Below are 21,443 nucleotides of genomic sequence, written 5' to 3' on the forward strand. Positions count from 1 at the left end.
GGCTGGATCTCATGGTTCTCATGCAGCGACAAGTTTCCGATCCGGACGACCTCGTACCGCCGATGGAGCGTTCGCACTGGGTGGCCTTCGCCGGGATCCTGCTGATGGTCAGCGCCCTGTTCAACCTCCTCACCGGCTTCGTGGCGATCTTCAACCACGGCTACTACTCGAAGGTGTACTCCCAGGGCAACCGGCTGCTGATCCTCAACTACACGGCCTGGGGCTGGATCTTCGTCGCCATCGGCATCGTCATGGCCCTGCTGGCTCTCGGCGTGCTCGTGGGCTCCAGAGGAGCACGGCTGGCGGGCATCTGCCTGGCCGCGTTCTGCCTGGTCGCGCAGATGATCTTCCTGCCGGTCTACCCGTGGTGGTCGCTGTTCACGATGCTCGTGTCCCTGCTGGTCGTCTACGGCCTGCTGGTCGAGCCGAAGCACGTGCACGGGGTGCGGGTGTAGCCCGTCCGGCGCCCGGCGTCTTTGCCCGGCCGCGTCTTCGCTCAGCCGCGCCGGCGGTCGAGCGCCTCGTCGAGCGTGGTGGCGGCCATGATCAACGACAGATGGGTGAACGCCTGGGGGAAGTTGCCCAGCTGCTCGCCGCTGGGACCCACCTCCTCCGCGAAGAGCCCGACGTGGTTCGCGTAGGTGTGCATCTTCTCGAACGTGTAGCGGGCCTCGGCCAGCCTGCCGGAACGGGCCAGCGCGTCCACGTACAGGAAGGTGCACAGACTGAACGTCCCCTCCGAGCCGCGCAGGCCGTCCGGGGAGGCGGCGGGGTCGTAGCGGTAGACGAGGCTGTCGGAGACCAGTGTCCGGCCCATCGCGTCGAGCGTCGACAGCCAGGTCGGGTCCTTGGCGCCCAGGAAACCGACCCGGGGGGCGAGCAGGAGCGAGGCGTCCAGGACACCGCCACCGTAGTACTGGACGTACGCCTTCTCCTTCTCGTTCCAGCCGCGCTCCATCACCTGCTCCAGGACGGTGTCCCGGGCCCGGGTCCAGCGCTCGGTGTCCGCCGGCCGGCTCCAGTCGCGGGCCAGCCGCAGGCCGCGGTTGAACGCCGCCCAGCACATCACCCGGCTGTACGTGAAGTCCTTGCGTCCGCCGCGGGTCTCCCAGATGCCCTCGTCGGGGCGGTCCCAGTTGTCGGCGAGCCAGTCCAGGGTGCGGGAGACGGCCTTCCATCCCCTGTGGTCGGCCTGGATGCCGATCTCACGGCTCTCCGAGAGGCCGTAGAGGGCCTCGCCGTAGATGTCGAGCTGGAGCTGGTCGGCGGCGGCGTTGCCGACGCGCACGGGGAAGGAGCCGCGGTAGCCCTCGAAGTGCTCCAGGATCTCCTCGCCGTCCAGCGGGGTGCCGTCCACCCGGTACATGATCTGGAGCCGCTCGCCGTCCTGGTCCAGGCGTTCCATCAGCCGTTCGCGCAGCCAGTGGGTGAACGCCGTCGCCTCCTCGGTGAACCCGAGGTCCAGCAGGGCGCGCAGCGACAGGGCTCCGTCCCGGACCCAGGTGTAGCGGTAGTCCCAGTTGCGTTCGCCGCCGATCTGTTCCGGCAGTCCCATGGTGGCCGCCGCGACCGGGGCGCCGGTGGGGGCGTAGGTCAGGAGCTTGAGGGTGATGGCGGAGCGGTGCACCATGTCGGGCCAGCGGCCCCGGTACCGGGAGTTGCGCACCCAGTTCTGCCAGAACTCGACGGTTTCCGCCAGGTCCTCCTCGATCTCCGGCGCGGTGGGCGGCGGCGGCGCGCCGGCGTCCGCGCCGTCCACCGTGAACACGGCCGCGGCCCTCTCGCCGGCCCTCAGGGTGACGGTGCCGCGGACGTCCTGGCCGTCCCGTTCCAGGGGGAAGGCGCTTTGCAGGAACGCGGTGATCCCCGGGCCGCGGAAGGCGGCGCCGTCGGGGCCGAGGACGAGTTCGTGACGGGCCCGCCCGTAGTCGAAGCGCGGCCGGCACTCCAGGGTGAACTCCATCGTCCCCCGCACCGTCCGCACGGTCCGGACGAGGCGGTGCCGGGCGGAGGCGGTCCCGGAGCGGTCCGGCGGCATCCAGTCGAGGACCTCGCCCACCCCGTCGGGCGACATGAACCGGGTCACCAGCACGGCCGTGTCCGGGTAGTAGAGCTGCTTCCAGGTGCCTTCCGTGCTGGAGGGCGCCAGCCGGAACCAGCCGCCGCGGTCGTGGTCGAGCAGCGCGGCGAAGACGCTGGGGGAGTCGAAGCGCGGGGCGGCGAACCAGTCCACGACGCCCTTGGCGGACACCAGGGCGGAGCACTGGAGATCCCCCACCAGGCCGTGGTCGGCTATGGGCGGATAGCGGTCCATGCTGATCCAATCTCGAGGATCCAGGCATCTTCACTATCCGACATGGCGGGCATGTGTGCTTGTTCGTCCCCGGGGGGAACCGTTCCATGCCGGCGAGGCGCGCGGGGCGGGGACGTCCGGTCCGGCCCGGGGGAAGTGACAGACTGACGCCATGGACGAGCGCACATTCGACAGGTCCGGCCAGCACGCTTCCGTCGTCGGCCTCGGCACCTGGCAGCTGGGAGCCGACTGGGGCGACGTGAGCGACAAGGACGCCCTGGCCGTGCTGGAGACGGCGGCGGAGTCGGGAGTGACCTTCTTCGACACCGCCGACGTGTACGGCGACGGGCGGAGCGAGGAGACCATCGCCGGCTTCATGCGCGGCAGGCCGGACCTGCACGTCATGGTCGCCACCAAGATGGGCCGCCGCGTCGACCAGATCCCGGAGAACTACGTTCTCGACAACTTCCGTGCCTGGAACGACCGTTCGCGCCGCAACCTCGGTGTCGACCGTCTCGACCTGGTGCAGCTGCACTGCCCGCCGACGCCCGTGTACTCCTCGGACGCGGTGTACGACGCCCTCGACACGCTGGTCGAGGAGGAGCGGATCGCGGCGTACGGCGTGAGCGTCGAGACGTGTGACGAGGCACTGGCCGCCATCGCCCGCCCGAACGTGGCGAGCGTCCAGATCATCCTCAACCCCTTCCGGATGAAGCCCCTGCGCCAGGTCCTGCCGGCGGCCCGGGAGGCGGGCGTCGGCATCATCGCGCGCGTCCCGCTGGCCTCCGGGCTGCTCTCGGGCAAGTACACCAAGGACACCGTCTTCGCCGCCGACGACCACCGGACGTACAACCGCCACGGGGAGGCCTTCGACCAGGGCGAGACCTTCTCCGGGGTCGACTTCGCGACGGGCGTGGAGGCGGCGGCCGAGTTCTCCGCCCTCACCCCCGAGGGGTACACGCCGGCCCAGCTCGCGCTGCGGTGGATCGTCGCGCAGCCCGGAGTGACCACGGTCATCCCGGGAGCCCGGTCACCCGAACAGGCCCACGCCAACGCGGAGGCCGCGAAGCTGCCGGAGCTCTCCCGCGCGACGCTGGACGCGATCGACGAGCTCTACGAGCGGCGGATCAAGGAGCAGGTGGAGAGCCGCTGGTGACGGCGGGCGGGACCCGGCGCCGCGTCGGCTCCCCCGGAGCGTCGCCCGGCCGGGTCCCCTGACCCGTCCGGTGGCGGCGCCCGTCCGGCCCGGGGACGTGCCGCCGGGGCCGCGGCCGTCCGGTGTCACCGGGCGGCGATCCGTCCGGTGGCGGCCGTCCGGGCCCGGTGCCCGCCGTCGGGCGGTGCCGTCCGGGCCGCCGCCGCGTCCCGGATCCGGGCGGGCCGTGCCCCGGACCGGGTCGTGCCCCGCCGAGGCCCGGCGCCGCGAGGTCCCTCCGCCCCGGAGGGCCACGCCGCCGGCGGTCTCAGTCCCCGGAGGGCCGCGCCGCCAGGGCGTCGAGCTGGCGGTCGTGCACGCGGCTGAGCACCAGCACGGAGACGGTCGCGCCGATCAGGGCGCAGAACATGTCCCACTGGGTGTCCCACACGTCGCCCTGGGTCGCCAGGAAGGCGTCCGCGCCGTGGCCGCCGATCACGGCGGCCGCCCACTCGAACATCTCGAAGAGGGCGCTGAAGGCGAGGCAGGCGCACACCGTCAGGGGCGCCAGCCACCTGCTGCCGCGCAGCGGTGACGTCCTGCCGAGCAGTTCCCGCACCAGGACGGCCGGCACGAAGCCCTGCATGAGATGTCCGAACCGGTCGTACGGATTGCGGGCGAGCCCGAACGTGTCGCGCACCCAGTCGCCCAACGGCACCTGTGCGTAGGTGTAGTGGCCGCCCACCGCGAGGACCAGCGCGTGCGCCGCGAGGAGGCAGTACAGCAGGCTCGTCAGCGGGAACCTCCGTCGGCCGAGTACCACCAGCGGCAGCCCGACGAGCACCCACACGGTCTCCAGCAGCCAGGTCGTCCCGTCGTGCGCGTGCCACGCGGAGAGCGCCATGCCCGTGACGACCACCGCCACGAGCACGGCCGGGAGGGCCTTCCGCGGGGCGCGCCCGGGGAGGGCGCGGCGCGGGTGGTGCGAGGGCTGATCCGTGCATGGCGGGCTCCTTCGTCCAGGTCGCCCCATCGTGGTGGAGCGCCGGGGACGGTGGCATGAGTACGCGTACTCACCCGGTCACCGCGGCTTCACTCCCGACGGCCTTCCGCGGTGGCCGCGCGGCCGTGCGGGAGCACCCGTTCCGCGCGGCCGCGCGGCCCCTCACTCCCGGCCGGCGGCACCGCGCAGCGCCGTGATGGCGGTGCCGATCGCCTGCTGGAGCTCCTCCAGACGCTGCACCATGTCGTCCTCGTAGATGTCGTCGGCGTCGTCGAAGGTCAGCTCCTCGAACACCTTCGTGGCCTTCTGCAAACTGCTGTAGAACTTCGTCCGGCGTTCCTGGACGCGCAGTTCGGGGTCCGCCTCCACCGTCTCGACGACGAGGTTCTTCATCGTGTCGTACGCCTCCGCGGCCCACTCGCCCGCGTCCTCGCCCTCGTCGAGCTCGTCGAGGAGGGACAGGTGCCGCTCGGCCTCGGAGCGCAGCCGTGCCGGAGCGTCCAGGGTCTGTCCGGCCGGTGTCCTGATCTGGCCCTTCTCCGCGATCTGGCGCACGTAACCGATGCGGTCGGCCGCCCTGTTCTCGGTGGCGACCGCCTTCTTCAGCTCATCCGTGCGGGCGATGTCACGGGCCAACTCGGTCTGGAGCGCCGGGTCTTCCTTCACGCGGTCCAGCAGGGCGGCCCGCGCCGCCTTCGCCGTGGAGGGGTCGGCGAGGATCGCCGCCCGCAGGGCGGTCGGGTTCTCGGCCACCTCCAGGGCCTTGGTGGGGCGGATGCCCTCGGCCTCGGCGGCCTCGGTGATGGCGGTGCCGCGCTCGGAGGCGGCGCTGGAGCGGGAGGCGTAATAGGCCGACCAGGCGTCGGAGTCCGGCAGTTCGACGTCCGCGCCGGGGAGCAGGGTCTCGAAGTGGGGGACCAGGCCGTCGTCGGCGGCCCTGTCCCAGGCCTTGTAGTAGCGCATGACCCGCTCGGGCGAGCATCCGGCCAGCTCCGCGAACTCCTTGGCGGACACCTTCCGCATGTCGTCGGGGGACTGGCCGCCCGGACGGACGCTGCGCGCGACCTTCAGCGCGAAGGCCCAGCCGCCGTTGCGCGCGTAGGCGCCGAAGTCGTGCGCGTCGCGCTCGATGAGGTCCGGAACGCCGGGCCGCGTGGCGGCGTCTTCGGATGAGGTGATGGCTGCGCTCACCGGGAACTCTCCTGGGATGGTGGGGCGTTGATGTCACGGAGGATGAAGCTATGGCCTAAGGTCTGCGTGGAATCAAGGTGACACTCGGAGACCGCGGCCAAGCGGACATCCCAGTAAATCCGAAATGTGCAAGCCCAGAAACAACGCGATGTGATGACCTTCACCCCGATGTGGCAGAAAGTGATGAATTCCTTACGGCCGTGTCACGTACGGGTGTGTGTTGGCCATCACGCGACCGCGGGAGGATCTTTCGTGCGACCGTTCACTCTCAACTACGCCCGGCCCTCAGGGCAGTCGGCCGCAGTACCCCCGTACCACTTCGACGTGTCCCTGCAACTGAACGTGCTGCCCGACGGCAGACCGGCCGTCAGCGACCGCGCGCTGCTGATGGCCACCGGCACCACGACGTCGACCGCCGGCTCCCAGACGCACTTCGACGACTGACGGATGCCGCGCGCATGACGGTTCTCATACTCACGGCCGAACAGGACGTCACCGCCGACATGGTGGTGGCCCGACTGCACGAGCGGGGCGTGCCCATGGTGCGCCTCGATCCCGCCGACGTGCCCGGCAAGGCGGTGCTGTCAGCCGACTACGCCCACGGCGACTTCGACGGCTATCTGTCGGTCAACGGCCATGTGCTCAGCATGGGGGGCCTGCGTTCGGTGTGGGTGCGCAGGCCGGGCGAACCGGCGGCCCACGCCGCCGAACCCTCGGCATGGCTCACCGCCGAGACCAGGCAGGCCCTGTTCGGCATGCTCTACTCCGCCTCGACCCGCTGGATGAACCACCCGCGCCGCGCCGAACAGGCCCGGCACAAGCCCTGGCAGCTGCGGGTGGCCCACAACAGCAAGTTCGCCGTGCCGCCCACCGTCATCACGACCGCTCCCCGGGTGGCCGAGCAGTTCGTCCGGGAACACGGTGAGGTGGTGGTGAAATCGGCCTCGGGGCCGCCGCCCGGCGAGCCTCCGGCGGCCCTGCCCACCACACTGGTCGGACCCGGCACGGACTTCTCCGGTGTGGCGGCCGGTCCCGCGCTGCTCCAGCGCTACATCCCCAAGCGGGCCGACATCCGGCTCACCGGCATCGGCACCCGGATGTTCGCCGCCCGCAAGGCCGCCGAGCCCGGTCAGGTCGACGGCCGGTTCGGCGAGACGGGGAACGGCTGGGAACCCACGCCGGTGCCCCACCGCATCGCCCGTTCGGTCCACGACTACCTGGCCTTCACCGGACTCGCCTACGCGGCCTTCGACTTCGCCGAGGACGAGGACGGCATCTGGTGGTTCCTGGAGTGCAACCAGGGAGGCCAGTTCGGCTTCATCGAGCTGGAGACCGGACAGCCGATCGCCGACGAGGTCGCCGTGTGGCTGGCGCAGCGGAGTCCGGGTCTGCGCATCCCGGAAGGGCACTGACATGAACACTCGGTGACGGACAGTCACTCCTCGCCCGTCCGGAAGGAGTCGAGGAAGGCCCTCAGCGCCTGCCGGTTGGCGGCGGTGTCCCAGTCGTCCGCCGGGGTCGTCCAGCGCAGCGAGAAGCCCCGGTGGCCCCCGATGAGGAAACCGCGGCCGAGGGTGCGCACCCGCACGCCCCCGACCACGGAGTACCACTCCATGTCGGCGCCCTTCATGCCGTGGTAGGTCACCGGCCGGATGGCGCCCACGCGTTCGTAGCCGGTGGACACGGCCCGCAGGTTCGGCTCCTTGGCGCTCCAGACGGCGACGGGGTCCGGTCCCAGCCGGGTGCTGTAGGTGACGGCCAGGGTGCGCGGATCCCCGCTCGCCCCGAAGGTCACCCGGTAGGCGAGGTCGTCGGAGGACTGCGTCTCCAGGGGCTTCCAGCCCGACGGCAGGGCGACGGCGAAGCCCTGGGGCGCCCGGTAGAGGGAGAAGCCGGACGGCAGCGTGGAGCCGGCGGTGGGCGAGGGGGAGGGGGACGGCTTCGAGGACGCCGTGGGCGTCCGGCCGGCGGGCGTGTCGGCGGTGGCGGCCGCGGACGGCGCGCCGGCGGCGGCCCGTGACGGCGCCGGGCCGGACGCGGCGTCGCCGTCCCCGCCCGGCAGCCCGGCCGTCACGGCGAACACCAGGGCGGTGACGACCGTGACGGCGAGGGCCGCGCCCAGCAGGACCGGACGGCGGACGGGCGGACCTCCCGGAGCGCGTTCCGCGCTCCCGCCCTCCGCGCCCCCGTCGCGGTGGTCCCCGGCGGGACCGAGGAGGTCGGGCAGCGGCTCGGGGGGCGTGACCTCCTCGAAGTTCTGCCGGAGGATGCGGGTCAGCGCCTCGCGCACGACGGCCTCGGGCACCCGCTCCACGGCGTCCCAGCGCAGCAGGCCCAGGATCGCGGGCGCGAGCGGGCCCGCGTTCCGCGGCGCCCTGACCGGCAGCCGGTCCACCGCCCGGAACGTGGCCTCCGCCTCGCCCCGGTCCCGTACGGCCGGCCGGCCCTCGACCAGCGCGTACATCATCGCGCCCAGCGCCCAGAGGTCCGCCGCGGGCGTGCCGCCCTCACCGCGGGCCTGTTCCGGGGAGGCGTACGCGGGGGCGGTGACGCGGGGTGCGTCGGCGGACGCCGCCAGGCCGAACCCGGTCACGGTGACCGTGCCGTGCTCGTCGGCCCACACCTGGCTCGGGCCGAGTTCGCCGTGCGTGACCCCCTCGTGGTGCGCGGCGCTGAGGACGTCGAGGACGCCGAGCCCGATGCCGGCCACCCGGACGTGATCGACGGGGCCGTGCGGAAGGAGCTCGGACAGCGGGTCACCCGGCGGCCGCTCCGTGACGGTCCACAGGAAGCCGGGTTCCTCGACCACGTCGAGGACCGCGGCCACCCCGCCGTGACAGGCCGGACCGAGGATCCCGGCGATGCGCAGGATCCGGTCGGCGGCGGGCTCCGACGCCTCCTCGCCCGGCTGCCCGGCGGCGCGTGAGCGGGTCAGGACGACGGGCCGTCCGAAGGCGGTGTCCTCGCCGTGCCACAGGGCTCGGCCCTCTTCGCGCAGGAGGACGTCGAGCAGCCGGTATCTCCCGGCGATCAACTCGCCCGCGGAGTCATGTGCCTTGGCCATCGTCATCCCTCGTCGTGTACCGGACATTCGCCTTTCCCAGAAGTACGCGGGAGGTGACGAAGAGTGTTCAACGGGAGACGGCTGGAGATGAATGTTTTTATTCGGTCACGTCGTCTTCGGGCGCCCGTACGAACAGTTCAGGCCGGTGTTCCCCGTCGGTCCACCGCCCGGCCTCCTGGCCGGGGTGAAGGCGCGCCCCTTGTCGATTCCGTCAACTCGCCGTTCAGTAAAGGCAGTTGGCGCAAAGGTGAGGGTCCCGGGGCGTCGAGGCCGAGAACCGGGGGTGCCGTCGCCGCCGGGACGTGGACACCGGAGGGCCGGCCGGGAAAGATGCCAGATGCACCCAGTGCCCCGTCCACCGTTCCCAGCCGCCAGCCGCCAGCCGCCAGCCGCCAGCCGCCAGCCGCCAGCCGCCAGCCGCCAGCCGCCAGCCGCCAGCCACCAGCCACCAGCCACCAGCCACCCGAGCCACCCGGAGGCCGCCCGTATGAGTGCCCGACCGCTGCCCCAGAGCCCGCCCGCCGAGCAGGGAGTCGACGCCTCGGGCATCAGCGCGTTCCTCGACGCCGTCGAGGCCGACCCGGACATCGAACCGCACAGCCTGATGATCCTGCGCCACGGACACCTCGTCGCCTCCGGCTGGTGGGCGCCGTACACCCCCGGGCGGCTCCAGCTGCTCTACTCGCTCAGCAAGAGCTTCACCTCCACGGCCGCCGGGTTCGCCGTGGCCGAGGGCCTGTTGGACCTCGACCGCCCGGTGATCTCGTACTTCCCCGAGTTCGAGGCCGACATCACCGATCCGCGCAGCCGTGCGATGCTCGTCCGGCACGTCGCGGCCATGGCCAGCGGTCATCTCACCGAGACCTGGGCCGACGCGCTGCGGCTGGACCGGGCGGAGGCGGTGCGCGGCTTCCTGCTGATCCCGCCGGACCGCGACCCCGGCACCGTCTTCGCCTACAACCAGTCCGCCACCTTCACGCTCGCCACGATCCTCCAGCGGGTGACCGGTCTGTCGCTGACCGCCTACCTGCGGCCCCGTCTGTTCGACCCGCTGGGCATCGGGGAGACCGCCTGGACACGGAACCGGGCCGGCCGGGAGATCGGCTTCAGCGGGCTGCACGCCGCGACCGACGCCGTCGCCCGGCTCGGCCAGCTGTATCTGGACGACGGTGTCTGGGAGGGACGGCGGCTCCTGCCGGCCTCCTGGATCGCGGAGGCGACCCGCGCGCACGTCGCGAACGCCGACGGCACCCCCGAGGGTGCCCGCTCGGACTGGCAGCAGGGCTACGGACTCCAGTTCTGGCGGGGACGGCACGGATACCGCGGCGACGGGGCGTTCGGACAGTTCTGCGTCGTGCTGCCCGGACACGACGCCGTGATCGCGACGACGGCGGCGACCGACCGGATGCAGGAGCTGCTGGACCTGATGTGGCGCCATCTGCTGCCCGCGTTCGGGACGGCGCCGTCGGCGGCGGGCGAGCGCGACGAGACGCTGCGCCGACGGCTCGCCCGGCTCGCCCTGCCGCCGGTCGAGGCCGCGGCGGAGCCCCCGGAGCCCGCGGACGCCTGGTCGCGGGCGGAGTTCGTTCCCGCCGGAGGCGTCTGCGCGGCCCAGCGGACGCTGACGGGCGTGGTCGTCGCCGAGGACGGCAAGGGCACCGGCGTCACCCTGGTCGAGGACGGCCGACGACTGGAACTGCGGCTCGAAGGAACCGGCTGGAGCGTCGGTACCGGTCCGACGCCGACGGCGGTGAGCGGAGGCTGGACCGACCGGGACACCCTGCGCGTCGACGTGCTCTTCCTGGAGACCCCGCACCGGCTGACCGTGGAGTGCGCCCTTCCCGGCCGTACCTTCACGGCCCGCTGGCACACGACCCCCCTCCACGCCCGCTCCCTGGAGTCCCTCCGCGCCCCGTCACCACGGCCGTCGACCGGCCGGCGGAAAACGCCACACCCCGCCACCCCTTCCGCCACGTAGAGATATCCACCACCATGCGTATGCCGAGGTCCTGACGGACGACCGCGGGTCCTTCGGTCTGTGCCTCCCGCGTACCTGCCGGGCGGAGGGAACCATCTCCGGGGTGATGCATGACGAACCTGATGTGGGCGCGGAGCGTGGAGTGGCTGGCGGCGGCCGCCACGAATCCGGGGGCGTGCAAACGCCAGTGGGACCAGGGGAGCGGCAGTGCGCTCCTGGAGGCCGGGCGTTACTGGGACGTGCTGAGCGTGCCCGAGCAACTCGGCCTGCTCGCGCTCGACATCCTGTGGTCCGACCCGCTCCAGGTGCCGGGTCCCACGCTGGCCGACTGCGCGGCCCGGCGCGTGGGCTTCTTCCTGCCGCCCGACCCCGCGAGCCGGTGGGAGGGTTCGGGGCTCCGCCACCTCGGCAAGGGCTCCTGGATCGCCGTACCGCCCCCCTACCGTTCGGCGGGACCGCTGGAGTGGATCGTCCCGCCCGACGGGACGGGCGTGCTGCACCCCGCCCTGTCACTGGAACTGGCGTTGCGCCAGGCCAACGGGACACTCGTCGTCCTGGAACCGCCGGCCGGGGAGCAGCCCCCCGCGGCCCGCCGGCCCGGGTGAGCACGCCCCGTACGGAGCGGCACCGGGGCCCGGGGATCCCGGGGAGTCCCGCCCGCTATCCGGTGCCGTAGAAGTGCGCCTGGCCCCCGCGCCACTTCACCCATGCCGGATCGTCCAGCAGATCCTCCGCGTCCGGCAGTCCGGCCCGGCCGAGGAACTCCAGGAGATCCTCGTCCGAGAACGCCACGCCGAGGTTCTCACCCCGCGCGGTCACCTCGCGGCCGCTGGTATCCAGGGCCGGATGCACAACCAAAGGAGCCCGTCCGGACATGTATCCAGGATCGTCCCTCGCGCCGCGCCGCGCATCCCGGCGGGCGGACACGGGCGGACGCCGGCCGCCGGACGGTGTGAAAGTGGTTGTATTCGGTACTGAGCACGTCGACGGTTCTCCAGGTGAGGAGCTTGTGATGGGTGCGACGGACCTGCCTGCGATCGAAGCGGAGCGTCAGCGGATCAGGGACGCCCATCTGAACCCGGAGAGGCCGGAGAGCACGGCCCGCGGCGTGCACCACGTCGCGCTGCTCTCCTCGGACGTGGAGCGGACCGTACGGTTCTACCAGGGCGTCCTGGGCTTCCCGCTGACCGAGATGATCGAGAACCGGGACTACAAGGGCTCGACCCACTTCTTCTTCGACCTCGGCAACGGCAACCTGCTCGCCTTCTTCGACTTCCCCGGCCTCGACCTCGGCCCCTACGCGGAGGTCCTCGGCGGGCTGCACCACCTCGCCATCTCCGTCGACCCCGGCACGTGGCGCCGACTGCGCGAGCGGCTCGACGCCGCCGGGGTCGAGTACATGGAGGAGAGCGGCACCTCGATCTACCTCCGCGACCCCGACGGCGCCCGGGTCGAGCTGCTCGCCGACCCGCTCGGCGAGATGTACGGCAACAAGGTCCTCTGAGGCCGCGGCCGGGCCCCGGCCGGGGCCTCAGCGCAGCGTCTGGGCCCAGTCGGCCGGAACACGTCCGGCGGGGCCGGGCGCGGGCTGGTCGAGCGGACGGCTCACCGGGGGAGCGAGCTCGGGACCGGCCTCGTAGAGCTCCGAGGTGTCGTAGTCCCAGAACCAGTCCTCACCCGGTTCGAAGCTCTGGATGACCGGGTGCCCGGTGCTCCGCGCGTGCGCGGTGGCGTGTTTGGCCGGGGAGTCGTCGCAGCAGCCGATGTGCCCGCACCGGGCGCAGCGCCGCAGATGGACCCACCATCCGCCGGCGGCGTCGCACTCGGCGCAGCCGGTGCCGCTCGGCGGTACGGACGGGTCGATTCCGTTCGGCGTGGTCATGACGGCTCCTCGGAGGATTCCGCGGTGGTCAGGGGCAGGCGTACCTGGAAGCGGGTGTCGCCGGGCACGGAGTGCACCATCAGACTGCCGTGGTGCTTGTTGACGACGATCCGCCAGGAGATGTCCAGGCCGAGCCCGGTCCCCTCGCCCACCGGCTTGGTGGTGAAGAACGGGTCGAAGATCCGGTCGCGGATCTCCTCGGGCACCCCGGGCCCCGTGTCACGGAACTCGACGAGCAGATGGTCGCCGTCCGGAGCGGTGCGCACCGTCAGCGTCCCCTCGCCGGCCATCGCGGAGGCGGCGTTGTCGATGAGGTTCGTCCACACCTGGTTCAGCTCACCCGGATAGGCGGGGATGCGGGGCAGCGTCCGGTCGTACTCCTTGACGACCTCGATGCCCGAGCCCATCTTGCCGGCGAGCATCATCAGGGTGCTGTCGAGCAGGTCGTGCACGTCGGCGACCTGGTAGGGCGCGCGGTCCATCTGCGAGTACTGCTTGGCCGCGTCCACGAGGTGCGAGATACGGGTGGTGGAGTCCTCGATCTCGTTCATCAGCAGCTCGGTCTCGACCGTGTAGTTCAGCCATCGCACCGCGCCCTCGAGGGTCGGCCCGTCCACGGCCGCCGCGACCTGGTCCAGCCAGGCGGTGTCGAGCCCCGCCTGCACGAACGTCGGGGCGAGCTGCCAGCCGCCCGCGATGTCGTGGTCGTCGAGCCAGTCGGCGAGCGCGTCCTCCCGGTCGGAGGCCTCCAGCGGGCTCAGCGGCGTGGCCTTGGCCACCTGCTCGGCGGTCCGCTCCTGGATCTCGACCAGCGTCTCCAGGGCGTCGCGCGCGTACGGTCCCGCGGCGATCATCCCCAGCTTCTGCCGCATGTGGGCCACCCGGTCGCGCAGCGCGGAGGTGGCCCGCACCGCCGCCGCGGCCGGGTTGTTCAGCTCGTGCGTGAGCCCGGCCGACAGCGAGCCGAGCGCCAGCAGCCGCTCACGCTGCCCGACCGTGCGCTGGGCGTTCTGGCTGCCGAAGAACATGCCCTCCAGCAGATGGACGGCCATCGGGAACCAGTCCCGCAGGATGGCGGCGAACGTGGCCGCGGGCAGGATGAAGAAACGTGACGGCTCGGTGACCCGCATGGAGCCCTTGTACCGCGCGTCGTCCGGGCTGCTGAGATACGCCTGCATCGCGCCCGCGTACACCCCGCGTTTGGAGGTGCGGCTGATCTCCACGTCGTCCCCGCCGACCCGGCGCGACATCACGACCGTGCCCTCCAGGAGCACGTAGAAGCAGGTGGCCGGATCGCCCTCGGTGTACACAGGTCCGGGATCGAACTGTTCCGTCCGGCCCTCCCGGCACAGCCGCTCCAGCTGGTCGCCGTCGAGCTTCTCGAACAGGAACAGCGTGCTCAGCTCCGCCGCGTCGCACGGCACCGGCCGCCCGCTCACGACTGCTCCAGGTAACGGTGGACGAGCATGACGGCCATGGCTCCCTCTCCGACCGCGGACGCGACCCGCTTCGCCGACTCGGCGCGCGCGTCCCCGGCCACGAACACGCCGGGCACATTGGTTTCCAGGTGGTACGGAGGCCGGTCCAGCTCCCAGCCGCGGGGAGGCTGCCCGTCGGGTGTCATGTCCGGGCCCGCCAGGATGAATCCGCGGTCGTCCCGCAGGACCGTCTCGCCCAGCCAGTCGGTGAGCGGGGCCGCGCCGATGAACACGAACATCCACTGCGCGTCGACGAGTTCGGTGTGGCCGCTCTCCACGTCGCGCAGCGTCAGCTGCTCCAGATGGCCGTCGCCGTGCGCGGACTCCACGACCGTGCCCGTGCGCACCGAGATGTTCGGCGCCTCGCCGATCTGCTCGATCAGATAGTGCGACATCGAGGCCGACAGCGAGGAGCCGCGCACCAGGACGGTGACCGACTTGGCGCCCCTGGCCAGGTACATCGCGGCCTGGCCGGCCGAGTTCGCGCCGCCCACGATGTACACGTCGTGGCCCTGGCAGGCGGCCGCCTCGGTCAGCGCCGAACCGTAGAAGACGCCGCAGCCCGTCAGTTCGGCCAGACCCGGTGCCTCCAGCTGCCGGTACGACACGCCGGTCGCGAGGATCACCGCGTGGGCGGAGATCGCGGAGCCGTCGGAGAAGCGGATGGTGCGCGAGGCCCCGGTGACCTCCAGCCCGGTCACCTCGCGCGCGGTGAGGATCTCGGCGCCGAACTTGGCCGCCTGCCGTCGCGCCCGGTCGGTGAGCTGTCCCCCGGAGACGCCGTCGGGGAAGCCGAGGTAGTTCTCGATCCGGGAACTCTGGCCCGCCTGTCCGCCGGTCGCGGACCGCTCCACGAGCACGGTGCGCAACCCCTCGGACGCGCCGTACACGGCCGCCCCGAGCCCGGCCGGCCCGCCGCCGATGACGACGAGGTCGTAGAACTCCGAGGTGGGGGTCGTGGCGAGCCCCACGTGCGCCGCGATCTCCGGGTCCCGGGGCTCGACGAGCGGCGTGCCGTCCGGGGTGACCACCAGCGGCAGCCGCTCACCGTCCTGCCCGGCGGCGCTCAGCAGACGCTGTCCCTCGGGGGTGTCGGACGAGTACCACCGGTAGGGGACCTGGTTGCGGGCCAGGAACTCGCGGACGCCCGACGATCGCGCGGACCACCGGTGCCCGACCACCTTGCAGGCGCCCACGGGCCGGTAGTCGCTGACCCGCCAGGCGTCCAGGAGGTCGTCGACGACCGGATAGAGCTTCTCCTCCGGCGGGTCCCAGGGCTTGAGCAGATAGTGGTCGAGGTCGATCACGTTGATCGCGTCGATCGCCGCGTTGGTGTCCGCGTACGCGGTCAGCAGCACCCGGCGCGCGCCGGGATACACGTCGAGGGCCTGTTCCAGGAACTCGATGCCGTTCATCTGCGGCATCCGGTAGTCGGCGAGGATCACCGCCACCTGGTCACCGCGCAGCTTCAGCTCGCGCAACGCCTCCAGCGCGGCCTCCCCGGACTCGGCGCGCACGATCCGGTGCCCCTCGCCGTAGCGGCGCCTGAGGTCCCGGGCGACGGCCCGCGAGACCCCGGGGTCGTCGTCGACGGTCAGAATGACGGTCCGCGCCGGACTGGCGGCCTGGGTCATACCTCTCCCACCCCGAGCAGGTCAGTTGCGTTCCGGCCGAGCGGACGCCGCGGGCGCCGCAGGGCGGATACAGAGCCAATCGTATGTACGATCGGTCACCTTTGCTCGGGAACCGGGCACCCGTCGGGCGCTCCGGCGCGTCCCGGGGACCGGCGGTGGGGCGCGGACCTCCGGGGGACGTCCGTGCCGTGGTCCTGCACGGCCGCGGCCGGCGTGCGGTCGTCCTGGGAGGCCGTCCGGTTCCGCGGGCCGCTTCCGGCGGGCCGGACGCCGGTCGGGGTCCCGGCGGCTACGGACGGCCGTCCAGCCGGAAGACGCGCCGGGCGTTGTCCGACAGGAACAGCCCGGCGGTCTCCTGGTCCAGGTCCAGCTCGTCGAGGTGTTCCAGGGCCCGACTCGGCTCGATCATGGGGTAGTTGGAGCCGAACAGAACCTTCCGCCGTCCCCGGCCGCGCAGATACGCGACCAGTTCCGGGGGGTAGCGGCGGGCGGTGTAGGCGCTGGTGTCGATGTACACGTTCTCGTGCTTGTCGGCGACCGCGATCATCTCCGTGGTCCACGGGTAGCCGATGTGCCCGCAGACGATGGTCAGTTCGGGGAAGTCGAGCGCGACCTGGTCGATGTAGGGGATGGGCCGGCCGGTCTCGGAGGGGCGCAGCGGCCCGGTGTGCCCCACCTGGGTGCAGAAGGGGACGCCGAGCTCGGCACAGGCGGTGTACAGCGGGTAGTAGAGCCGGTCGGTGGGCGGCAGCCGCCACAGCCACGGGATGATCCGCAGGGCCACGAAGCCCAGTTCCCCGACGGCCCGCCGCAGTTCGCGCACCGCGGCGACGGGGCGGGTGAGGTCGGCGCCCGCGACCCCGCGCAGCCGGCCGCCCGACCGCGCCACGAATCCGGCGACCTCGTCGTTGGTGATCAGGGCGCCCTCGGGCCCGTACCAGGCAGAGGACAGGCCGGTGTCCACGTCGGCCGCCGCCAGCGCGGCCAGGGTGACCTCGACCGGCAGCTCCTCCTCCAGCGTCCTCATGCCGGTCCAGCGGCGCAGTGACGCGAACATCTCGTGGTTGGAGTGACGGAGAGTGGGGTGCTGCATCCACGCGTCGACGACCGGCATGCTCCTGTGCCCTCCCCGGGCCGATGGCTGAGCGCTCGCTCACCCTCGACCCTAGAGTGCCCGGCCCTCCACGGCTACCTGCTCAGGGTGCCGACGCTGCGGGTCCACTCGTCCACGGCGTCCACGAGCGCGGTCAGGGCCGCGGCGAGACGGGGGAACCCCGGGCCCACCGGGCCTCCCGGCTCCTTCATGTACGTGTCCCTCCGGATCTCCACCATGAGCGCCGTGACCCCCGGCTCCCGCTCGTAGTACCGCAAGGGGACGTACGCGCCCGAGAACGGGCTGTCGATCCCCACACCGCCGAGCCCGGCGAACGCCTTCTCCGCGAGCGCGACCAGTTCCGGCGGGGTGTGGAAGGCGTCGGTTCCCAGGCACACCGGCGGCCGGGGCCCGTCACCGTGCAGTTCGTAGGGCAGCCGGGCCGTCGGGTACGAGTGGACGTCGATGATCACGGCCCGCCCGGTGGCGGCCAGCCGGTCGGTCACCGCCTCCGTCATCGCCCGGGCGTAGGAGTGGAAGTAGCGGTCGATCAGCGGCCGCGGATCGGCGTCCGCGGGCCGCAGCGGCGCCCGGTGCGTCGTCCGCGTGTAGACCGCGCCCATCCCGACCGCGAGCATCTCCTCCCGCTCGTCCGGGAAACGCTCCGGATCGACGACCAGTCGTGACAGCCGGTTGACGAACCGCCACGGCCTGAGCCCGGCCGCCTCGGCCGCCTCCGAGGCCAGTTCGGCGGTGTGCGCGTCCGTGATGTGGTCCAACTCGCTCTCCAGCGACGTGTCGTCGAGGAGGATGCCGTCGCGGACCGGTGCCGGGATCTCCCGGGAGGAGTGCGGCACGTGCAGGATCACGGGCGAGTGGACCGCTCCGGGCAGGAGCGCGAAGGAGCCGGGGCCGTTCGGGGAACCAGGATCGTCGTTCATGGGACCACTGTCGCAGCCGGGTCTGACAGTGGGCGGGACCGAGTTCCGGCCCCGCCGTCTCAGCGGCCGCCTCCGTGGCGCGCGTAGTGCTCGATGAGCGCCGCCCGGGTCGTCTCGAGACGGTGGGCCAGGATGGCGCCGATCGTCCGGGTCAGCGACAGCTCCAGCGTCGGATCCTGGTCGCACAGGGTCCGTACCTCACCGGCGTCGAACTCGTACGCGCGCACCGGGCTGAACGCCTCGGCGCCGAAGTCCCAGGTGTGCGGGCGGAAGAGCCAGGACCAGCCGAGCAGATCGCCGGGCCCGAGCTGGGCGACGGTGATCTGTCTGTCGGCGATCACCTGCTGGTACAGGGAGACCGTTCCCGAGCGGATCACCCAGAAGCGGTCGGCGGTGCCCCCCGCCTCGAAGATCTGTCCGTCCGCGGGGAAGGACACCTCGCGGGCCACGCTCATCAGCCGGTCGCGGTGTTCCGGGGAGAGCGCGTGCAGGAGCCGGAGAGCAGTGGGCATCGCGGACCTCCATCGGGTCGCCGCGCGGCCACGGGGGCGGCGGCTCCTGTCGTGCCGGTGGTATCCCGTCATCCTCCATTGGAGCCCTGACGGAGCGATCCGTCGCGTCGTGGGCGGGACGACTTCGCCGCAGGACGGTCGTGGGCACTGCCTCCGCCGCGTCACCGGGCGGTTCGCGAGGTCACCGAGAAGCGGGCCCCGTCGGGGTCGATGACGAGGGCCTCCACCGAGCCGATGCCCTGCTGGTGCGCGGCGCCGCCGTGGGCACGCGCCGCGCGGACGCAGGCCTCCACGTCGTCGACCGTGAAGTGGACCTGCCAGTGCGGTCTGAGGGCGGGGTCGGGGGCGGCGCCCAGCGCGCCGGAGTGGATCCGGGCCACCACGTCGCCGAAGCTGCGCAGGACGACCTCGTTCTCCTCGTAGTCGACCTCGCAGCAGCCCGGGTCCGAGGTCGCCCACTTCAGCACCTCGCCGTAGAAGATGGCGGCGTCGAAGGCGTCGCGGGTGTGCAGGCGGATGAAGGAGGGGGCCGCGTTGCGCCAGCGTTCCCAGCCGGCCACCAGGTCGCCCTCCCAGATCCCGAAGACCGCGCCGTCGCGGTCGGCCAGCAGCGCGGCCCGGCCCGGGGGCAGTGAGATCGGGCCCACCGCGGTCGTGCCGCCACGTTCCTGACTGCGGGCGACGGTCTCGTCGGCGGAGGCCACGGCGAAGAAGGCGGTCCAGGCGACCGCCGTCTTCGCCACGAAGTCGGTCTTGGAGATCCCGGCGACCGGAACCCCGTCGACGCTGGCGACGCGGTAATGCTCGCCCATCCTGGTGCCCGGGGCCCACCGCCAGCCCAGCACCGCGCTGTAGAAGTTCTGGGCGGCCCGCAGGTCGCGGGTGGTGAGACTGACCCAGCAGGGCGCGCCGAACACCGACTGGCTGGTGACGACACCGGTGTGGAGTGTTCCGTCGCTCTTCATCGCCGCCCGTCCTGGCCGATTGGTCGGCAGCGGTCTCGCGGGGTGCGGGACCCTCGGAGGGTTCCCGGACGTGGGTCCAGCCGTGAGAGGCCTTCCGTGCCGAAAGGCCTCCGACGGCGTCGGTGGCACCTGCGGATCCGCTGTCCCGTCACCAACAGCATCTCCCGCTTCGGCGCCGCGCGCACCACACGACCGCTACACGCGCGGTCGCTCCAGGGTGAGCAGCAGTCCCTCCACGGCACCGGGGCCTATGCGGCCCTTGACGTCCGCGGCCGTGATCGCCTTGAGCGCCCACCCGTCCTCGGCGTGCTTGTTCAGGACCTTTTCCAGCTTGTCGCTGTCCAGCGCGTCGCCGATCAGCGACTCGCGGAACGTGACGACCTTGTATTCGAAGGTGTACGGGGTGCTCATGGTTGTGGAGCTCTCCTGGGTGTCGGACGGCATGGCCGACCCCACCCAATCATCCTTCGCGGCCGTGGCACAGGGACGAACGGGACTGCGGGGACACCTTTGTTGAAACTTCAGGAAGCGTCTCGCCGGGCAGGCGTCCGGCCGGCCGGACGGACGGAGGGCCGGAGGGGGGTCCCGGCGAAGGCGTCGTAGCGTGGACAGGGGCCGACGGGAAGCCGTGACGGCGGATTCAGGGGGACGCGATGTGCTGGAGCGCGACGGCCGATCTGGTGGCCGGTACCGGGGTCGCCGCGGTCGGGGCGGCCTGTGTGATCCGGACGCGGCGGAGGGCCGATCTCCCCCTGGCCGCGCTGCCGTTGCTGCTCGGTACCCATCAGGTCGTCGAAGCCCGGGTCTGGGACACCGGTGGCGGTACGGGTCCCGCCACCGTGGCCTGGGCCGTGATCGCCCTTCCCCTGCTGGCGGTGTGGGTGCCGGCGGGCGTGCTGTGCGCGGCGCCGGGCCGCGCCCGGCGCCGGCTGCTGTTCCCGCTCGTGACCGGTGCCGCGACCGCGGCCGCGCTCGCGCACGCCATGGCCGTCAGCCCCGTCAGGGCCGAGATCCGCGGCCACACCATGGGCTACGTCGTCGACCTGCCCCGGCCCGAACCGGTCATCGTGGGCTACCTGTTCGCCACCGTCGGCGCGCTGCTGCTCTCCGGCGACCGCGGGCTGGTACTGCTCGGCGTCCTGACCGGGGCGGGCGCGGCGGTCTGCTGGTGGCTGTGGGAGACGGAGTTCGTCTCGACGTGGTGCGCGTGCGCGGCGGTCGTCTCGGTGACCCTGCTGGGGTGGGTGAACGCGCGGGAGCCCGTCGCCCCGCCGGAACGGGTGGGCCACCCGTGACGGGACGGACCGCGCGGGATCTCCACGGCCGGGCGAGGAGGTGGTGATCCGCCGTGTTCCGGGTACGCGGCGAACCGTGAACGACCTGACGAGTTCCTCATACGTGTCGGCCAGGGTCGACGCATGATCAGTCCCGCACACCGTGTCCGGGCGGCGATCGTCGCCGTCTCCCTCCTGCTCGCCGGCTGCGGCGGCGGCACGGCCGAGAAGCTCGGCCCCGGAGCCGGCGGCCCGCCGGCGCGTCACGGCGAGGCCGCACCGGCGCCCGCGCCGACCGCCTCGCACACGGCGGCACCGGGACGGCTGCCGGGACTCGGCACCGAAACCCTGGCCGCGATCCCGTCGCGGACCCGTCAGGCCTTCGTGGTGACCGGCCGGGGCAGGAACTCCTCGGTGTCCACCGCGGTGCTGTACGAGCGCACGGAGACGGGCTGGCGCGCCGCGGGCCCGAGCAGGCCCGCGCGCAATGCCCTCAGGGGCTGGACCGGCCACCATCGCGCCGGTGACCTGCGGTCCCCCGTAGGCGTCTTCACCCTGACGGACGCCGGAGGGCTGCGGCCCGACCCCGGCACCCGGCTCCCGTACGACCGCTCGGGCGCCTTCACCTCACCCGGCACGGGCTTCGAGGGCGAACCGCTGGCCGGCTCCTTCGACTACGTGGTCGCCGTCGACTACAACCGCAGGTCCGGCACCACGCCCCTGGACTGGACCCGGCCGCTGGGCGCGTCCCGCGGCGGGGGCATCTGGCTGCACGTGGACCACGGAGGCCCCACGCACGGGTGCGTCGGTCTGCGCGAGGACGACCTGGTGCGCCTGATGCGCGCCCTGGACCCCGCGCTCCACCCCGTGGTGGTCATGGGGGACGCGGCCTCGCTGGCACGCTGACACCCCCGGGCGGGGCCCTCGGCCGGTGCCGGACCCACCCGCAGTGTCCCGGGAGGATGTCAGGAAGGTGTCAGGGTGTGGGAAGCCCCTCTCC

General features: G+C 72.4%; 22 protein-coding genes. 9 read left to right on the forward strand and 13 right to left on the reverse strand.

What is annotated here, in order from left to right:
* The first annotated feature begins 20 nt into the window (after positions 1 to 20).
* Entirely contained in the window at positions 21 to 455 is a 435-nt protein-coding gene (locus CW362_RS01610; protein ID WP_162683934.1) for a DUF7144 family membrane protein, read from the forward strand.
* A 41-nt stretch (positions 456 to 496) separates the two neighbouring features.
* Here CW362_RS01610 and CW362_RS01615 read toward each other — a convergent pair whose 3' ends face one another.
* A complete protein-coding gene (locus CW362_RS01615; RefSeq protein WP_276313633.1) occupies positions 497 to 2,320 on the reverse strand; it encodes a glycoside hydrolase family 15 protein in 1,824 nt (607 codons plus the stop codon).
* Positions 2,321 to 2,465: 145 nt separating this feature from the next.
* On the opposite strand from CW362_RS01615, the gene CW362_RS01620 reads away from it, so the two are divergent.
* Positions 2,466 to 3,449, forward strand: a complete 984-nt coding sequence (locus tag CW362_RS01620) for an aldo/keto reductase (RefSeq protein WP_103547445.1) — start codon at positions 2,466 to 2,468, stop codon at positions 3,447 to 3,449.
* Between the two features lie 307 nt (positions 3,450 to 3,756).
* Here the strand turns inward: CW362_RS01620 and CW362_RS01625 are convergent, their stop codons facing one another.
* A complete protein-coding gene (locus CW362_RS01625) occupies positions 3,757 to 4,332 on the reverse strand; it encodes a DUF2238 domain-containing protein (RefSeq protein ID WP_240657612.1) in 576 nt (191 codons plus the stop codon).
* A gap of 261 nt (positions 4,333 to 4,593) precedes the next feature.
* The gene (locus CW362_RS01630) at positions 4,594 to 5,622 is read right to left on the reverse strand and encodes a hypothetical protein (protein WP_206300827.1); all 1,029 of its coding nucleotides are present in this window, start codon (positions 5,620 to 5,622) and stop codon (positions 4,594 to 4,596) included.
* A gap of 252 nt (positions 5,623 to 5,874) precedes the next feature.
* Here CW362_RS01630 and tgmA point away from each other — a divergent pair, with 252 nt between their 5' ends.
* Both tgmA and tgmB read left to right on the forward strand, forming a co-directional pair.
* Positions 5,875 to 6,066, forward strand: a complete 192-nt coding sequence (gene tgmA / locus CW362_RS01635) for a putative ATP-grasp-modified RiPP (protein ID WP_103547447.1) — start codon at positions 5,875 to 5,877, stop codon at positions 6,064 to 6,066.
* A 14-nt stretch (positions 6,067 to 6,080) separates the two neighbouring features.
* Positions 6,081 to 7,034, forward strand: coding sequence for an ATP-grasp ribosomal peptide maturase (tgmB, locus tag CW362_RS01640; RefSeq protein WP_103547448.1), 954 nt, complete (start codon positions 6,081 to 6,083; stop codon positions 7,032 to 7,034).
* Positions 7,035 to 7,057: 23 nt separating this feature from the next.
* Here tgmB and CW362_RS01645 read toward each other — a convergent pair whose 3' ends face one another.
* A complete protein-coding gene (locus CW362_RS01645; protein WP_338069044.1) occupies positions 7,058 to 8,686 on the reverse strand; it encodes a protein kinase domain-containing protein in 1,629 nt (542 codons plus the stop codon).
* A gap of 487 nt (positions 8,687 to 9,173) precedes the next feature.
* Between CW362_RS01645 and CW362_RS01655 the strand changes: the two genes are divergently transcribed.
* Both CW362_RS01655 and CW362_RS01660 read left to right on the forward strand, forming a co-directional pair.
* Positions 9,174 to 10,664 (forward strand): serine hydrolase domain-containing protein, encoded by a 1,491-nt coding sequence (locus CW362_RS01655; RefSeq protein ID WP_103547450.1) that lies wholly within the window; start codon positions 9,174 to 9,176, stop codon positions 10,662 to 10,664.
* Positions 10,665 to 10,774: 110 nt separating this feature from the next.
* On the forward strand, positions 10,775 to 11,269 hold the full coding sequence (locus tag CW362_RS01660) for a hypothetical protein (RefSeq protein ID WP_103547451.1): 495 nt from the start codon (positions 10,775 to 10,777) through the stop codon (positions 11,267 to 11,269).
* Positions 11,270 to 11,324: 55 nt separating this feature from the next.
* On the opposite strand, the gene CW362_RS01665 is transcribed toward CW362_RS01660, so the two are convergent.
* Entirely contained in the window at positions 11,325 to 11,540 is a 216-nt protein-coding gene (locus tag CW362_RS01665) for a hypothetical protein (RefSeq protein WP_037617573.1), read from the reverse strand.
* A 136-nt stretch (positions 11,541 to 11,676) separates the two neighbouring features.
* Between CW362_RS01665 and CW362_RS01670 the strand changes: the two genes are divergently transcribed.
* Complete coding sequence (locus tag CW362_RS01670) at positions 11,677 to 12,168, forward strand: VOC family protein (RefSeq protein ID WP_103547452.1); 492 nt, start codon at positions 11,677 to 11,679, stop codon at positions 12,166 to 12,168.
* 27 nt (positions 12,169 to 12,195) lie between these two features.
* Here the strand turns inward: CW362_RS01670 and CW362_RS01675 are convergent, their stop codons facing one another.
* The 8 genes from CW362_RS01675 to CW362_RS01710 all read right to left on the reverse strand — a co-directional run bounded on the left by CW362_RS01675 (position 12,196) and on the right by CW362_RS01710 (position 19,580).
* Positions 12,196 to 12,546 (reverse strand): UBP-type zinc finger domain-containing protein, encoded by a 351-nt coding sequence (locus tag CW362_RS01675; RefSeq protein ID WP_103547453.1) that lies wholly within the window; start codon positions 12,544 to 12,546, stop codon positions 12,196 to 12,198.
* Positions 12,543 to 13,985 (reverse strand): ATP-binding protein, encoded by a 1,443-nt coding sequence (locus tag CW362_RS01680; RefSeq protein ID WP_103547454.1) that lies wholly within the window; start codon positions 13,983 to 13,985, stop codon positions 12,543 to 12,545. The genes CW362_RS01675 and CW362_RS01680 overlap by 4 nt, the downstream gene beginning before the upstream one ends.
* Entirely contained in the window at positions 13,982 to 15,658 is a 1,677-nt protein-coding gene (locus CW362_RS01685) for an NAD(P)/FAD-dependent oxidoreductase (RefSeq protein ID WP_103547455.1), read from the reverse strand. Before CW362_RS01685 ends, CW362_RS01680 begins: the two co-directional genes overlap by 4 nt.
* 289 nt (positions 15,659 to 15,947) lie before the next feature.
* Complete coding sequence (locus CW362_RS01690; RefSeq protein ID WP_103547456.1) at positions 15,948 to 16,772, reverse strand: amidohydrolase family protein; 825 nt, start codon at positions 16,770 to 16,772, stop codon at positions 15,948 to 15,950.
* A 74-nt stretch (positions 16,773 to 16,846) separates the two neighbouring features.
* Entirely contained in the window at positions 16,847 to 17,692 is an 846-nt protein-coding gene (locus CW362_RS01695; protein WP_103547457.1) for an N-formylglutamate amidohydrolase, read from the reverse strand.
* Positions 17,693 to 17,751: 59 nt separating this feature from the next.
* Positions 17,752 to 18,204 carry a cyclic nucleotide-binding domain-containing protein gene (locus tag CW362_RS01700; protein WP_103547458.1) on the reverse strand — a complete coding sequence of 151 codons (453 nt, stop codon included), beginning with the start codon at positions 18,202 to 18,204 and terminating at the stop codon, positions 17,752 to 17,754.
* Between the two features lie 161 nt (positions 18,205 to 18,365).
* On the reverse strand, positions 18,366 to 19,169 hold the full coding sequence (locus CW362_RS01705; RefSeq protein ID WP_103547459.1) for a VOC family protein: 804 nt from the start codon (positions 19,167 to 19,169) through the stop codon (positions 18,366 to 18,368).
* Positions 19,170 to 19,364: 195 nt separating this feature from the next.
* Positions 19,365 to 19,580 (reverse strand): DUF4177 domain-containing protein, encoded by a 216-nt coding sequence (locus CW362_RS01710; RefSeq protein ID WP_103547584.1) that lies wholly within the window; start codon positions 19,578 to 19,580, stop codon positions 19,365 to 19,367.
* A 242-nt stretch (positions 19,581 to 19,822) separates the two neighbouring features.
* On the opposite strand from CW362_RS01710, the gene CW362_RS01715 reads away from it, so the two are divergent.
* Positions 19,823 to 20,464 carry a DUF6629 family protein gene (locus tag CW362_RS01715; RefSeq protein WP_103547460.1) on the forward strand — a complete coding sequence of 214 codons (642 nt, stop codon included), beginning with the start codon at positions 19,823 to 19,825 and terminating at the stop codon, positions 20,462 to 20,464.
* A 123-nt stretch (positions 20,465 to 20,587) separates the two neighbouring features.
* Positions 20,588 to 21,349 (forward strand): L,D-transpeptidase family protein, encoded by a 762-nt coding sequence (locus tag CW362_RS01720; RefSeq protein WP_103547461.1) that lies wholly within the window; start codon positions 20,588 to 20,590, stop codon positions 21,347 to 21,349.
* Positions 21,350 to 21,443 lie beyond the last annotated feature (94 nt).

Source organism: Streptomyces populi (assembly GCF_002911015.1).
Taxonomy (GTDB): Bacteria; Actinomycetota; Actinomycetes; order Streptomycetales; family Streptomycetaceae; genus Streptomyces; species Streptomyces populi.